21 protein-coding genes are annotated in these 14,021 nt (G+C 54.1%); 8 read left to right on the top strand and 13 right to left on the bottom strand.

The annotated features are described in order from the left end of the window. Window positions 1–124: 124 nt before the first annotated feature. Together V5735_RS01650 and V5735_RS01645 are read left to right on the top strand one after the other, a co-directional pair. The gene (locus V5735_RS01650) at window positions 125–304 is read left to right on the top strand and encodes a hypothetical protein (RefSeq protein ID WP_423744775.1); all 180 of its coding nucleotides are present in this window, start codon (window positions 125–127) and stop codon (window positions 302–304) included. 152 nt (window positions 305–456) lie between these two features. Next, the gene (locus V5735_RS01645; RefSeq protein ID WP_423744774.1) at window positions 457–720 is read left to right on the top strand and encodes a MarR family transcriptional regulator; all 264 of its coding nucleotides are present in this window, start codon (window positions 457–459) and stop codon (window positions 718–720) included. A gap of 363 nt (window positions 721–1,083) precedes the next feature. Here the strand turns inward: V5735_RS01645 and V5735_RS01640 are convergent, their stop codons facing one another. Both V5735_RS01640 and V5735_RS01635 read right to left on the bottom strand, forming a co-directional pair. Further along, complete coding sequence (locus tag V5735_RS01640; protein WP_423744773.1) at window positions 1,084–1,548, bottom strand: hypothetical protein; 465 nt, start codon at window positions 1,546–1,548, stop codon at window positions 1,084–1,086. A 388-nt stretch (window positions 1,549–1,936) separates the two neighbouring features. Continuing rightward, on the bottom strand, window positions 1,937–2,944 hold the full coding sequence (locus V5735_RS01635; RefSeq protein ID WP_423744772.1) for a tyrosine-type recombinase/integrase: 1,008 nt from the start codon (window positions 2,942–2,944) through the stop codon (window positions 1,937–1,939). A 623-nt stretch (window positions 2,945–3,567) separates the two neighbouring features. Here V5735_RS01635 and V5735_RS01630 point away from each other — a divergent pair. Then, complete coding sequence (locus V5735_RS01630; protein ID WP_423744771.1) at window positions 3,568–4,125, top strand: hypothetical protein; 558 nt, start codon at window positions 3,568–3,570, stop codon at window positions 4,123–4,125. Between the two features lie 48 nt (window positions 4,126–4,173). Here V5735_RS01630 and V5735_RS01625 read toward each other — a convergent pair whose 3' ends face one another. Together V5735_RS01625 and V5735_RS01620 are read right to left on the bottom strand one after the other, a co-directional pair. Continuing rightward, entirely contained in the window at window positions 4,174–4,701 is a 528-nt protein-coding gene (locus V5735_RS01625) for an FxLYD domain-containing protein (protein ID WP_423744770.1), read from the bottom strand. A gap of 212 nt (window positions 4,702–4,913) precedes the next feature. Next, the gene (locus tag V5735_RS01620) at window positions 4,914–5,102 is read right to left on the bottom strand and encodes a hypothetical protein (protein ID WP_423744769.1); all 189 of its coding nucleotides are present in this window, start codon (window positions 5,100–5,102) and stop codon (window positions 4,914–4,916) included. Window positions 5,103–5,318: 216 nt separating this feature from the next. Between V5735_RS01620 and V5735_RS01615 the strand changes: the two genes are divergently transcribed. The 5 genes from V5735_RS01615 to V5735_RS01595 all read left to right on the top strand — a co-directional run bounded on the left by V5735_RS01615 (window position 5,319) and on the right by V5735_RS01595 (window position 7,380). Further along, window positions 5,319–5,489 (top strand): hypothetical protein, encoded by a 171-nt coding sequence (locus V5735_RS01615; protein ID WP_423744768.1) that lies wholly within the window; start codon window positions 5,319–5,321, stop codon window positions 5,487–5,489. A gap of 144 nt (window positions 5,490–5,633) precedes the next feature. Further along, window positions 5,634–5,858, top strand: coding sequence for a hypothetical protein (locus V5735_RS01610; RefSeq protein WP_423744767.1), 225 nt, complete (start codon window positions 5,634–5,636; stop codon window positions 5,856–5,858). Between the two features lie 198 nt (window positions 5,859–6,056). Then, the gene (locus V5735_RS01605) at window positions 6,057–6,203 is read left to right on the top strand and encodes a DUF7563 family protein (protein ID WP_423744766.1); all 147 of its coding nucleotides are present in this window, start codon (window positions 6,057–6,059) and stop codon (window positions 6,201–6,203) included. Then, the gene (locus tag V5735_RS01600) at window positions 6,200–6,337 is read left to right on the top strand and encodes a hypothetical protein (RefSeq protein WP_423744765.1); all 138 of its coding nucleotides are present in this window, start codon (window positions 6,200–6,202) and stop codon (window positions 6,335–6,337) included. The genes V5735_RS01605 and V5735_RS01600 overlap by 4 nt, the downstream gene beginning before the upstream one ends. A gap of 407 nt (window positions 6,338–6,744) precedes the next feature. After that, window positions 6,745–7,380, top strand: coding sequence for a hypothetical protein (locus V5735_RS01595; protein ID WP_423744764.1), 636 nt, complete (start codon window positions 6,745–6,747; stop codon window positions 7,378–7,380). Between the two features lie 3 nt (window positions 7,381–7,383). Here V5735_RS01595 and V5735_RS01590 read toward each other — a convergent pair whose 3' ends face one another. The 9 genes from V5735_RS01590 to V5735_RS01550 form a co-directional block, all read right to left on the bottom strand. After that, window positions 7,384–8,910: a hypothetical protein gene (locus tag V5735_RS01590; RefSeq protein WP_423744763.1), complete on the bottom strand. Its 1,527-nt coding sequence runs from the start codon at window positions 8,908–8,910 to the stop codon at window positions 7,384–7,386. A 57-nt stretch (window positions 8,911–8,967) separates the two neighbouring features. Further along, window positions 8,968–9,273: a hypothetical protein gene (locus tag V5735_RS01585; protein WP_423744762.1), complete on the bottom strand. Its 306-nt coding sequence runs from the start codon at window positions 9,271–9,273 to the stop codon at window positions 8,968–8,970. 32 nt (window positions 9,274–9,305) lie between these two features. Next, complete coding sequence (locus V5735_RS01580; protein WP_423744761.1) at window positions 9,306–9,539, bottom strand: hypothetical protein; 234 nt, start codon at window positions 9,537–9,539, stop codon at window positions 9,306–9,308. 13 nt (window positions 9,540–9,552) lie between these two features. Next, window positions 9,553–9,768, bottom strand: a complete 216-nt coding sequence (locus tag V5735_RS01575) for a hypothetical protein (protein ID WP_423744760.1) — start codon at window positions 9,766–9,768, stop codon at window positions 9,553–9,555. Then, the gene (locus V5735_RS01570) at window positions 9,765–10,421 is read right to left on the bottom strand and encodes a hypothetical protein (protein WP_423744759.1); all 657 of its coding nucleotides are present in this window, start codon (window positions 10,419–10,421) and stop codon (window positions 9,765–9,767) included. The genes V5735_RS01575 and V5735_RS01570 overlap by 4 nt, the downstream gene beginning before the upstream one ends. After that, entirely contained in the window at window positions 10,421–10,654 is a 234-nt protein-coding gene (locus tag V5735_RS01565; RefSeq protein WP_423744758.1) for a hypothetical protein, read from the bottom strand. The genes V5735_RS01570 and V5735_RS01565 overlap by 1 nt, the downstream gene beginning before the upstream one ends. Before the next feature lie 153 nt (window positions 10,655–10,807). Next, on the bottom strand, window positions 10,808–13,012 hold the full coding sequence (locus tag V5735_RS01560; RefSeq protein ID WP_423744757.1) for a hypothetical protein: 2,205 nt from the start codon (window positions 13,010–13,012) through the stop codon (window positions 10,808–10,810). A gap of 316 nt (window positions 13,013–13,328) precedes the next feature. Continuing rightward, window positions 13,329–13,559, bottom strand: coding sequence for a hypothetical protein (locus tag V5735_RS01555; RefSeq protein WP_423744756.1), 231 nt, complete (start codon window positions 13,557–13,559; stop codon window positions 13,329–13,331). After that, window positions 13,556–13,969, bottom strand: coding sequence for a hypothetical protein (locus V5735_RS01550; RefSeq protein ID WP_423744755.1), 414 nt, complete (start codon window positions 13,967–13,969; stop codon window positions 13,556–13,558). Before V5735_RS01550 ends, V5735_RS01555 begins: the two co-directional genes overlap by 4 nt. Between the last annotated feature and the right edge of the window lie 52 nt (window positions 13,970–14,021).

Genomic DNA, 14,021 nt, shown 5'->3' with positions numbered 1-14,021 from the left:
GTCGGGGGGACGGTCGAATGCTATCTTTTTCGGGGCCGTGCGAACGGCAGGGCGCTCATTCATCCCCCTTCGAAGCGCCCGGCGTAATTCCCGAAGCGACCGGACAACCACAGGGCTGGCACGCGTGAGTGTCCGGCCCGCGCGTCACGACCAGCAGGACGGGCGCGCCACAGCGCGGACAGTCGGGGAACGGTTCTCGGGGCGAATCGTCCGGCGAATTCTCGGAGCACATGGGTTCGAGCGCGTGAACACGGACGCCACCACGGGCGCGACTTCCGTCGCTTCGGCTCCCCACTGGGGCTAACGAGGAGTGTGTGGCCCGTGGATGGCTTCCGTACAGAGCGATGAAATTGATAGAATAATAAACTTTGGTTATTATTGGCTCAAATGAGCCAATTATAATCAGAAAACTTTCATGTTCTCGTTCGTCGGCAGTAACGAGCAGGGAACATTGGTGTGACCGAGAACGAGGATTGGCAGAACAGTGCTACTCGGCCTGTGCTGAAATTGCTGGACGAATCCGACGTAGCGATTTCTCCGGGCGGAATTACACTCAATCTGGAGCTGGAGATGCAACGTCCGCCGTCTCGCTCGACGGTCACACGAGCGCTCAAGGAACTACTGGAGCGAGATTTAATCGAGAAACCAGCCAAAGAGAAGACGTACTATCGAATCACGGACGCTGGCCGGGCGTATTTTGCTGGTGAGATTGATTCATAGACAATTTTCCATAAGGAAGCTAGCGCTCAACTTTACTGGAAATGAAGAAGCAACGATAGGTAGTTAGTATTAGATTGCAACCATCTCAGAAGAATCCGGATCCGTCCCCATCCCACACAATTCCCGGACCCAATCCTTCCGAATTCTTGTCTACCTCGAACTGCTGGCCGCAGTTCTTACAGATTATGACAGGAATGCCATCTCCGCGCTTTCCATCGAAAGGGTCGAGATTTGCACCTGTAGATTTCTGAATTACTTCTGTTTCTTTGTAGTCCGGGTCACAGTCACATAGGTCGCTTTCGTCATTTGCTTCCTGAAGCTCAGGCTGGCTGCTCAGGGTGTTCTCAGCTAATTTTCATCATTCTATATTTTATCATTATTCAATTTGAATATGAATTCCTCACGCGTTAAGTACGAATCGGGGTAGGTCCGTTCAAGTGCATTCTGAAGTCGTTTGTCTGCAGTGACAAATGTAATTCCTTCACTGATAGAGACTGTGGATATATTCACATCTTCTCCTTCTCCCGGTGCGTGTTCCTCGGCAACTTTGTCGAATATTTCGTTCTGTGCCTGAGAAGCATACGCGCCATCACCGTATCCAGCCCCTTCAGTATCGTAGGCGAGAATTGAGTTTCTTTCCTCATCGGACACTTGATTGAATATATCGAGAAGTTTATTTGCCCGTTCTCCTCCGGCGTTCTTTAACTCTGCCCGTTGAATAGGTGTTATATAAAAGGTAGCGTCGCATTCTTGCAATTCAGAGATTTTTATATTTCCGTCTACAACTTCATCAAAAATGTTTGTGTCAAGCATAAATTCTTTTGTCATTTCTCACTCAGAGACAATCCATGGTCATCAACTTATGGATCAGTAATATACAGTGAAAATCGGTGACAGCAAAGGATGGGAGAAGAAACGATAGTCAGTCATAAGTGATTTCTGAGATGGTCAAAACAGACTAAAACAGCATTGGCGAGCAAATGACTTTATGAAAAACCCGCTCCGTGTATCGATTGTTCACGGAACGTTTTGCGACGAACTCGCCGGGAGTCCCGCGAGCGAACGAAGTGAGCGAGGGGGACTACGGCGAGTCCATTGACTGACTGAACGAAGTGAAGGAAGGAAATGGACTCGCCGGGGCTACGTCAATACACATGCCTGCCGAGGCTCGGGTAAAACGGATACCGTGTCGTCGTGAAGTGGAGTTCGTCATGTTCTATGCCTCCCTGATGAAGTCGCGTCGAATTTCCATTTTCTCGCGCTCGGTACGTTCGTCGTAGTGCTGATCAAGGACGTCCTTGGACACGTTCGCACGGTCCGAGACAACTTCCTGCGGCGTCCCGTTTCGCAGGTGATCGGTTATCGACCCGCGTCTGATTCCGTGTGGAGATCTCGAAGAGGGACACCCAGCTCGTTTTCCGTGACGTCGCGCTTTGCAGGACTCGGGATCCTCTCCGTGAGGACACTCACCGATCTCACACGGTTGCGTGAGCCGATAAATCGTCTCGCGGACTGCCCCCTCGCTAAGTCGTCCCTGTGAACTGGTAATCAGGGGGCGACGTCCGTGGTCGTCAGTGACCTTCTGGTGATTGTGTGCCAGATAGTCCTCGATTACATCTCGATAGTGTGGCCCGACGGCGATGGATCGTTCCGCCGCCTTCTTGTTCTTCAACGGCGTTCCCGTCTCGGGACGGTGCCGAAGGTCGAGACACATCGCATCCGGGTCGAAGTCTCCGACGTCGAATGACCGAAGGCTTCCGAGACGAATGCCCGTATGCCAGAGGAGGGCAACGACCACGTGGTCTCGGCTTGCGTAGGCGAATCGCTCGAGATGTTCAAGGATTGCCTCCGCACGGTCAGTCTTGAGGTGTTCATCACGTGCCTCGTCCTCGGGATCGACCTCCGGGAGATGTACCCGCTCGCGCATCCCCGGTTCGACAGCATCGATGGCTGCACAGAACTCAAGGAACACGCGGAGTGTTTGGAGCTCTCCTCGGAGAGTAACCGTTTTGATTTCTTCTCCCCGCCAGACACGGAAACGATGTAGGTCACGTCCGGTGAGGCTATTCAGGTCGTCCATCTCGCGCTCATCACAGAACGCGAGAAACTGATCAAGTCGATATCGCTGATTCTGTAGCGACTTTTCAGAGAGTTCGGGGTCTCGTTCGGCGAGATACCACTCCACGGCCTCGGCAGGCGTCGTGGGCTCAAGGTTATCGCTCATAGAACCCCGTCGCCCACCTCTCACCGTGGTGGCAAAGGTGCTTCGTCGCCCGTCAGTCTCAGACATTGTTAGCTGCTCACCCCGAAGAACGTCTTGCGACAATGGCGACACAATGTCACCGTGCTACCGTATCTGCTTGCCTCACGGACATCTACTCGTGAGTGACAACTTGGTTTTCTACACTCGTCGCCGTTGATAACACAGTTCGAAGGCCTGTCTTCAGATGGGTTAGTATCTGTTATACTCATTTACCGTCGATTTGGATTGCTGATCGACGATGGCGAGGGAAAAGCCCAAGTCGCCCGGCGTCTAATATCCGGGTGACGATAGGTGTCTCGCCGTCGTCGTTTGGATTATTCGCGGCGCTATGGGGATGGTGGTGCGTCCCCGTCATCGCGCCGTTCGATTCTTCGTCGTTGAGTAGCATCGTTCACTTGTTGTTTTTGTAGGCTTCAATGAGAGTCTGGATTGTCGTATCGTACGTATCCAGACGGTCGTCTTGAGCCCTTACCATCCGTAGCTGCCGCCGTACGGATTTTGAGATGGGTATTCTCGTTTCGGAAGCGCTCATATATCATGGAACGTCCGTAACATACTTAGTTCTTTGCGAACAATGTTTGTTCATGCCCGATGATCTGCAGAACTCAATCTTAACCCAACGGATGCGAGATTACTTACAAGGTGAAGGATACGATGACCACGATGCCGAGCGAATGACGAGAAAACGGATTCGGGAACGGCTCCGGGCAAGTATCTTCGATATACAACTCATTGCCTCGGAACTCCCCCTTCACGATCTAGATAAAGCCTTCACAGAACCTGAGGAGCGTGAGATTGAACCCGGTTTTCAATTACCCCTTGCAAATAGTGTTAGTGCGCTTCCAATGCTACTCTATCTCATTCATAGAGAGGCAGAAATGAATCCGAATACGCCGAATAAAGGCTGGCGGACAGAGTTGGAAGTGGAATCTGGCATCGAGAAAGCTCTCGTCCGCCTCGGTGAGAGTTACGAAGCAGTTGACGTCAACATCACCATCGAAGGCGGGGTGCCCCTAAAGGAGCTAGCTGAATCCGAACTAGCCAGTCTCTCTACGGATATGCTCAAACAATTACTCGCAGCCGATGAAATTACTAGCGAGGAATTTGCCGAAGCGACGATACAGAAGTCACAAGACGAGTAGCTCCCCAGAAGGAGGCTGAGCAAGTGATGGTCCCCAGAGTGGTCAGCCTCAGTATGATGCATTCCTATCGAGGACGATGTGATACGATTCGAATTCATTACCATACGGCGACGATAGCGGGACTTCGAACGCCGTGGTTGCTCCACCCTTCGCCGTCAGGTAGCGGACATTCTGACCAATTATGTTCTTCTCACTGTCGAGAAATCGAACGTGAGTCGCCACCTGCTCCAAGTCGCTCGAACCGGAGTTTTTCACAGTGCCGGTTACGCGTGGGTTCTCTCCAGTATGCGCGCTCGAATCGACGACCTTCAGGTCAGAACTGTCGAGGTCGGGTTTCGCTCCTTCACTCACTTCAAGTGCTCCGCTAGCAGGGGTTTGTTCGGTACGGGAAGGGATCGCAACGTTCCATGCCTGTCCACCGTCGAGATACAACGCACCCCAGTTACGCGTGGAGAGGACCGATCCGGATTCGTCCTTGAATACCGCTTTTACGTTCACGGTGTTGCTTCGGGACTCGCCGTCATTCTTCACAGTCCCCGTGACGAACGTCTGCGACCACCCATCGAACTGTTTCACTGTCACCTCGCTCGCTGACAGCGATGCTGTCTTGCTTTGTTCGGTTTGTTCAGTGGTCGACGTCGACGTACTCGTCGATGTGCTAGAGGGTGTACTGCTAGTCGTCGATTCGCTCGATGTACTGCCTGTGGTCTCATCGCCAGCACACCCCGCAAGAGAGAGAGCAACCGCTGTAACACTACTGAGGTATGTCCGCCGTCCGAGTGTGTCCTTCATTCCTCTTCACCACACACGACATCACGGAGCTCGTTGAGTAGATCCGGACGATGTTCGCGGAGAATCTCGATGTCTTGGGGGATTTCATCACGAATCCGGCTCCGTACTCGCGTGACTGACTGTTGGCGTTGATGATCTGTGGCGTCGCCTTCGCCTGAAATATACTCACGGTCAGTGTCGGTCATGAGGGCTCGGTAACGTCCCATGCCCGTGCTGTTTTGCACCATCGCATATCAAAATACGCATTGACGCATAGTAAAACTACGCACTGATGCTTAGTATGCACCTATGCGTAGTTTTATTATGCATAGGTGCGTAGTAGAGAGTAGGTACTCAGGGAGGTCAAAAAGCTGACCGGGTGCTGTAACACCCGACCTGGGTTCCGAATGGAGATGAAACCCATGTCAACTACGACACCAACGGTACAAGAAACCCCCGACGAACAGACGCGCATCACTGGCCCATACACCGGCTACGACTGCTACGGAAACGCCGACCACACGTACTGGAAATGTGAGGCGTGCGGGGCCGAAGCAACGCGAAAGAGCGGACTCGACGACTGTTGTCAATGACCGACGACGAGCGTCGGCACTGTCCGGTTTGTGGCGAACCGATAGCCACGGTGACGGTGACAGGACCAACGGATGCGACACTGCACCCGTGCGGGCACGTCGTCGACCCGAATCACCCGATACTCGAGTGAAAACACGAGACTCATGACACGCTATACACGAGATACGATTGCGAAGGCACTGAACCCCGAACTCCCCAGACAGATAGGTCTCATGCTTATCATCGTCGGTTCGGTTATCGTCCCGGCGGCTGTCTGGTTCGGCCTGTCACCGGGCAACGCGGCCATGCTGTCGATGGCACAGGTGTACATCCTGTGTATTGTCATCGCGCTGGTCCTCGACGACGGCGAAACACACGGAGGCCTCTAATGCCCCCGTGTTCGAAACCGATACAGTGCTTCTACTGTGGCAGTGAGGCCTGCTACCGGTTTAAGGACTGTGAAGACGGCATATGCGAGGAGCATCTTAAGAAGGTACTACGCCTGTGCATACCAGCCGACGCCCAGGTCGACGAGTGGATTCGTTGCCATATCACAGACGGAGAGTCACCGATTATGGAGGTCTCTAATGCCTCAGTGTGATAACTGTGAGGCTCACATCACCCGCCGATTCCAGCGCGTCTTTGGCAACGAAGACGGCGAGGTGTTCGGGTGCCCGCGCTGTACGACGGGTAGCGACTTGTTCGAAGGGAAAGCTACGGAGGCACGCCAATGACGGAGATTAGAGAGCGAACGGTTGTCTGTCCGTTCACGGGTGAGACACACACTGTTGTCGGGCCACAAGCAACGCGAGCGCCGTCACGCGAGATAGTCGAGCAGTGGGTTCGACAGGCACGGAGGGACGAATGAGCGCAACCTGTGCCGAGTGTGGCGCGTCGACGTCGTCACTCACTGGTGCCGAGTTCAGCATCTGTGCTGATTGTCGGCAGGCAATCCTCGACGACCTCGGGATTGAGTTCGTGCGACCCGACGAGAATCGCTAGCGTACTATCCAGAAGCAACTTCGAGCTTAGCTGTCTTTGAGGGGCCACGCGCGGGAAGTAGGCACGGGATTGGTCCGTGTCTGCGAGCGCACTATTCTACATTTTGTTATGAACTGTATGTGACCTATGAATTGCCGTTAATTACCGATGTCGGTTTATGGGTCGGTTATGGCCTACCACGGCAACTTATGGGTAAACTTAGTTCATAGCAACTATCAACTAACTCAGTTAATCCTCAATAATATCTAAGTCATTTGGGTTGGAGTGCAACCTATGCCAAAAGACAGATTCATTGTTGAAGTGGACCTTAGCGAGTCAGAAATCTCCCCCAACGGCCAAGCAACCACAGACACACCGAAAATCACCGGCGAACTGCAGGTGAAAGCGCGGTTGGAAGGACTCGGCGGCCATCCAGTCCCCATGATGGTTCGTCTTGATGAGGAGAATACCAACGTCCTCACACACTACAATAGCGTCCCCGAGACAGACGAACAAACCACACTCACGACTCCTGTTGAACCTACTCCGGATGCCCCCGCAGAAGACGAATCAGTGTTGCCACTCGACAGATTCTGTGAGATTCTCGAATCAGAAGCGGGTGTGGTCTATTCACCCGAGGACGACGAGATCGTGTTCACTGGCGAGAAGTCGGATAAAGGCCACTATGTTGAGGCTATCCAATTACTCTTTGAGTATGGATACTTCTCTATGGACCAGATACCGTACCAGAAGCCACGAGCGAAGAAACGCTATCTCTTCAATACCGAACCAGTCCAGAAATCGGGGAAAGATATGCACCGGGCAGCAGAACCAGTCCCCGGCGTGTATATCTCGACTGGAATGCATATTGGCGAGAAGAAACGCAATCTCAGACACCTCATTGATGAGTTTGTAGACACGGACCAGTAGGAATCACTTCGCCCACACGATAAAATCGACTTCGAGGTTTGTCGAGGCGGCGTTTTCCGTCTCGGAGTAGCCGAATTTCATTGCATCTGCCGAATTGTCGTACCACATCTTGTCGATGGACAGTCCGTAGTCGGCACTGAGTTCACTTGCGTTTGTCACCGTCCACGTAACCAACCCAGTACTCATATTCGGGACGTCGTTGGAGGCGTTCGGAATCGAGAGGTTGCTACTGAATCCAGCAGCAATGCTCTTGGTTCGTGTCCCGAGTGGCATCGCTCGGGACCCGCGGGGGTTGATGTAGTGGCGGGATGCTCCGCCAACACTGTTGAGGTCGATCTCTTTGTGTGTGCATCCAATGTCGATAGCCCCCCGTGGGTCTTCGAATGACCCATCGATTAACGCAACGTTGTTATTCAGACTCCCATCGACAGCGTTGTACGATCCAAAGTCCATGTAACCGGGGCCTCCTCTTGCGATAAATCCATAATCAGCAGTGCCGGAATGGTGCTTGATATTCCCGACGAAACTCCCGCGATCACCGCCGACTCTCACAATCGAATCAGGGACTGACGTCTGATTCACGGGTTCGTAGTGTATCTGCTCAACGAAGATACGTCCGTAGTCGCTATTGATGACCCGACCGGCGTCACCACCGACGTTGAGCTGTCGGATTGATACCTCGGTGTTGTAGTTGAATACGATATCCCCGGTTCCGTTCGCACCACTCGGATAGACGTGGACGAGTCCGTACTGTGCAGGAGGTCGCCCCTGAGTCCGGTAGTCGATGACTCCATTCGTTCCGCCAGCAGCGATGTTATCGAACCGGATGGACGGGAAGGTACACGCGAATTGGTCGCCATCGACGACGTGTCCCTGCTGAAACTCTCTGATTCGGAGTTTATCAAACGTTGCATCGGCGATACTCCCGTTACCGGTGATGTGAATACCTGCACCGGTCGAATTATTCGAGCCGACTCCAGCAGTGACATTGAATCCGCAATACTGCGTTGCACGGACGTCATCGCCATCAATAGTGACCCCCGAAACGTCTTGGTCAACAACAATCTCGCTCACGTTAGGGTAGCCAACGATAGAAACCCCTGGTTCGAGGAGTAGACGCCCCGTCTGTTCATGAATTGTTTGTGGTGGGAGCAGCACTGCACCGCCGCCAGCAGCCGAGACGGTTCCCACCGCGTCTTTCCAGGGAGTCGGTGTAGAACTCGGGTCGATGGCACTCACAATGCCCGTATCAGCCACTGCACGGATTTTTGAGCGATGGGCACCGGCAGGAGTCCACTGGGTGCCATCGCCCTTGTAAAGCTCTCCGGTATCCATAGCGAGGAACGCGGCCCCGTCCTCGGGAGTGTAAGTGCCCTTGTTCGCATCTAGGTCCCGATGGATGACGTCGAGACCGAGTTCTGTCAGTCGCTGTTTTAAGCCGGGATGGTTGCCGGTCTTTCCGAACCACCAACCGTCTTCTCCCGGCTGGAACGCTCCGATATCGCTATACTTCTCACTTGGTGTTGGCATGATTATCTAACCTCGTTGTGTATGTCGAAAATCGCGTTGTCTGCCAGCCAGTCCGTGCTACTCCGCAATCGTCACGAGCGCACTGTACGTCCAATGGACGAGGAACGCCGCTGCCTTGTCTGATTGCCCGTTCTGAATCAGTGTCGTGATGTGCTGCCGCTCCTCCGTACTGCAGTGGTCAGGGAATTGCCCGAGAATCGTCACGAAGTGGTCGTTCGGAGGGATGTCGCCATCTTCCTCGTCGAACACTCGTTGAACCACCTCGTCACGATTCTCTTCAATCCCAAACTGTTTCCGAACAGTGGGGAGGAACTTGTTGTCGTCGATGTCGGCAGTAAGTAGGGCGTTGCCCACGTGGGTCACAACTTGTTCAACTACGTTGCGTGCCATGACGGTCAGTCAAGCATGTCACGGCCAGAGGCGGTTATCTCAAACACACCGTCAGCGACGTCTTTGACGAGGTCATGATGTACAAGCCATTGCAGTTCCGCCTTGATGTGGGGGCGCGTGGTGCCGGTTTCGTCGGCAATCAGGGAGATAGTGCCCCTCCCGTCCGCAAGTACCGAGAGGACGTCTTGGTGTCGTTCGTTGTATTCCACGTTGTCGAAGTTGACGATTGAATCGCTCATTGCTCTGTGATTATCAGTAGAAGGCACGGGTGTCCGTGTCTTCGAAGTGGGGTTCGGTCGGGTCGACCGTGCTATCCTCCGGGAGGGAAGCGTCAGTATCGCCAACGAGTTCCGTGAGCCGTGCACTCACCTGTTGGTCGATCGTGTCCTCTAGGCCGTCGAGAACCATTGCGACGAGGCGTTCGGCGTCCTCCTCACTGATGGATTCGAGCCCGTCAGTGTCGCTCATGGTGCCGCCTCGTCGCCAAACTCGTCTATCCAGTGCGCTTTGAGAATCCCGAACTGGTCTTCGGGGAGCACATCGTTCTTCAGCCCGGCTTTCTCTTGGAACGATGCCCAATACCCATCGTTGAAGTGTTGGACTCCCGTCGAAAGGTGCCACTGAGCAAGGTTGAATTCAATCGTTCCGGTCACGCCACCACGTTTGAGCGAGACGCGAACGGTGTCCTCACCACTGTCAGCGTCCTGTGCCGGAATGAACTCCACGGATTGGGTTTCATCGAGAATACGTCCGACTGCCGGAGAGACAGCCGTCCACTCCGCCGTTTCGTACCACGGGGCACGGTGGGACTTTCTGACGGTGGGTTCGACCGATTCCGGTTCCGGGTCCGGTTGTGCCGCTACTCTCAAGGCACGTTCGCCCGCACTCGTCAGTCGGAATCGGCGATAGATGACCGTATCGCCGTCTTCGTTCGTTTCACTCTCCACGCCGACTTCTTCCATCATGCCGCGGTGAGTGAGCGTTTCCTCGTGTGGCGGGTATGGTTCGTTGATCTCCTTAGCGAGGTCAACACGACGGACATGGTCGACTCCCTGGAGTGCCCGGAGGATAGTCTCTTGTGGGTCAGCGAGGTCGGGGGTAGTGGACGTGTGTACCGACATTAGTTCCCTCCGACTGCGAACGGGGAGTCCGAACCCGCCCACTGTGCTTTCTCGGTTTCGTCCTGCCCGTCCTGTGCCTTGGCAGTACTCTCACGCGAGCGCGTTGCTGGCGGTGCGAACGGAGAGGAGTCCGCTTTCCACAGGTCGTCTTTGCGCTGTTGTTTCTGCAGCTCCTCGACTTTCTTGAGGAGGTCTCGAATCTGTGCGTCTTGTGATTTCGTCGTGTTCGTCATTGTTGTCTGTATTCGCTAGAACCGCGGTTGTCTGTCTGTCGATGCATCAAAAGGCGATGGGAGTACCATCACCACCAGAAGCTTTCGAGCCTCACCGTCAATGCTCAACCAGCCTCCGGTGAGTGAGGTGGTGTCATCGCAGATGGACACGGATTAGTGCGTGCCGCTTTCAGCGCGTCTCCGTGACCATTTCAGCTCTCGCTCACGCTTCTGTATCTGTTCAGCCGCGCCCTCCCTGATGAGATTCCGCGTCTCCTCTTTATCGAGGTACACGTTGATGTCACCGGCAGGACGTCGACGACCGTCACCGCCCGAGCTATGGCGATTGAGTGGCACCACGGCTTCCGGTCCTGCTTCGCCAATCATCGCCAGCGTTGGAGAGTTCACAATCCCACCGTCGGCGAGCTGCGGGATATCGATGGATTGCCCGCCGATGGTTTTCTTCGGGATACTAATACCGCCAACCTTCCCACCGCCGAACGTCACCGACGGAATGCTGAACGAATCTGGGAGTATCTTGTTGAACTTGTTGATAAGCGCGTCTGCCGCCGCTTTCGCTGCTTTCTTCGCTGCTTTCGCCATGTCCGAGGCCGCGTCATTCTTGATATAGTTCGCAATATCATCGAACATATCGGGGATTAGTGAGTTTCCGATGAGGCCATCGTACAGGCCTTCGAACACAGACGTGATACCACCGACGAGAATCTTCGTTGCCTCTTTCAAGTCACCGTATGCGTCATTCTTCAGGTAGCTGGCGATATCGCTAATCATCCGCCCGATGATGCTCGGTTGCTTCCCGATGATAGCGTTGTAGACGTCGAGCGCAACAGCGCGGATACCTTCACCGAGTGCCTTGCCAGCCGCTTTAGAGAGTTTCTTGAATGCCGTAGATTTCAGGTAACTTGCCGCACTTCCGATGAGGTTATTGAGAATCCCACTGTTGCCGCTTTTCCCTATGACCGCGATTTTCGCGTTCTTTACCACAGCAACGAGCGTCCCGAAGGCAGCACTGGCGGCCTTCTTGATGTCTTTCGTCGCTTGAGTTTTTAGGTATGTAGTGAGCTGGTTGATTGCTTTGTTGATAATTCCGCCATTCCCACCTTTCCCGACGAGTGCCGTTCGCGCTTCCTTGATTCCCTTTGTGAAATCAAGGCCGAACGCGGCTGCTGCCGCACCGACGATTCCGAGCGGTCCGAGGAGCGCGAGGAGAGCTGTCCCTACACCGCCTAACGCGAGCGAGAGAGCGCTAATCGGAACGAGTGCCGACCCCACGGTTGATATGAGCCCGGCGACAGCGCCGGAAATGCTAAGAATGGTTGGGGCGAGACTCGAGAGAACAGGAGCAAGCGCGGTGAATGCTCCAAAAATCAGTTGGACTTTCGGGGAGAGTTGGGTGAACCAGCGGACAAGACGCTGTATCCCGGTGACAATAATATCAAGCACCGGAACGAGTGCCTTTTTGAGTGTCTGCCCGAGCCTCATCACCGTAGGCCACAGCCGACCAAAGACTTTGAGAACGTCTTTGCCAAAGTTCGTGACCGTCCGTAACGCTGGGACGAAATTCTTCAGGATATACTTCGACGTGTCCACGAATGCCGGGAGTGCCCACCGTGCAAGGTCGAAGATGAACCCAACGAGCTTAGGGAGGAATTTGAACGCCGCTTTGCCCAACTTTCGCAGACCGGATTTGAACTGATCGACCGGCCCGATGGCCTTGATGATGTTCTTGACAAGCCCAGGTAATGCAGAGACTGCGGCCTTTAACAGTGGGACGAACTGCTGACCAAAATCAGCGACTAGTCCCTTAATCTGCTTGCCAACGCGTTTTAACGCCTTCTGGAATCCTTTGCCCCAAGCGACAATTCCGCTCCCGAGTATCGCACCGAACGCCGCTCCCACGGCGAGAGCACCACCTGCGACCGTCGCAAGTGCCGCACCAATCGGAATCAGTGCCGCTCCGACAACCCCCAACGTTGGGACTAAACTCATCAACGACGTCGAAAGAATCCCAACACGCGCAGACAAACCGTCCGTTCCCATCGACATTGAAGCAAAACTAGTCGAAGCAAAGGCCGCTTTCAGCCCCGCCGACTGTGCCTCATCGCCCACCTCATCCAGGCGATTCTGCAACAGTGTCGTCGGGATAATCGCGTCTTTCGCTTCGTCAGCAATCCCTGACAGTGAATGCGAAAACAGGCTTGTCTTTGCAGCCGCACCTTCCGCTTCATCACCCACTTCGTCAAACTCTCCGCCAGCAAGTGAGCCGAACGATGTGACTGACGCACCCGCTTTCTTCAAGCCACGGGTGAATTTACTTGCGTCTAATGCCAATTCTTGCTTAAGTACGTCGAATACCATTTTTTCTCTCTGTTAATGTACTGAAAATCCTACGACGGAATGGTGAGCTGACGGTACAGGATCTGCTGGAAAGTCTCGAGACTATGGACAATGACCGAACAGACGCACAGCGGAAATGCTCGACACCCGTGGCTGTGTCACGGACGCGTCATCGCAGAAAAGGCGTGTTAGTCCTCTAAGTCCAATAGGTCGTAGAACTCGTCAGGAACTCGCTTGTGTTCGCACGACGGTGCTGCACTCAGTATCTCACAAACAGTGAGCGGTTCCTTCTCGTCCTGCTCTAATGCCTCAACTCGATTCTCCAAATCACGAATCGTCATGAGACACCCCAATCGTGGTCTTCCGGGTCGACGTCGTCAGCGAGTTCGGTCGTCTCACTGTGCCAGCCCGTCGAATCCTCCCAGATACGATTCTCCTCGACAGGTTCGCTATCGCCGTCCTGTCCGACACGGTGGTGTGTGATGATGATCTCCATGCCACCGCCGCCGCTGTTGTACTCGCCTTCGAGCTGCTCGACTCGATTCTCTAAGTTATTGATTGTACTCATGCTTGCTGCTCCTGTAGGGTTTCGAGTTGTTCGATCCGATCCTCAAGTGCGTTCGTCCGCCGATACTCGTCGATGAACTCGTTGTACTCTTTGAGTGTCCGAGCTGCATCCCGCCACTGCCGGTCTTCGATGAGTTCGGAAATCGCCTTGTTGAACACGGTCTCCGAGACCATCACGCGACGGTTCCCTAACCGACCGTCCAAGTATTCTGCCAAAACCTGGAGGTCGTTGTGAATGTTCGGCGGGGATGTGTCGTACCGGTCGGCGAGTTCACGCTGGTTTAACAGTCGCGGGTGGCCGACGTCGTTCACCTGTCGGAGAATATCAGCGCGTCGCTGGCTGTAGTGGTACTCTTCGGGCGATTTGTCCGTCGGGATTTCTACGCTTTCGTAGTCGATATCGCTGCTCATGATAAATGGAATTCAACGCGAAAGGGCAGCATTGAAGGCACTAATCGTCGGA

It is taken from the genome of Haladaptatus sp. SPP-AMP-3, from assembly GCF_049568665.1.
GTDB lineage: Archaea > Halobacteriota > Halobacteria > Halobacteriales > Haladaptataceae > Haladaptatus > Haladaptatus paucihalophilus.
The sequence above is the reverse complement of the archived record's forward strand: the minus strand, read 5'-3'. Positions and strand labels throughout refer to the sequence as shown.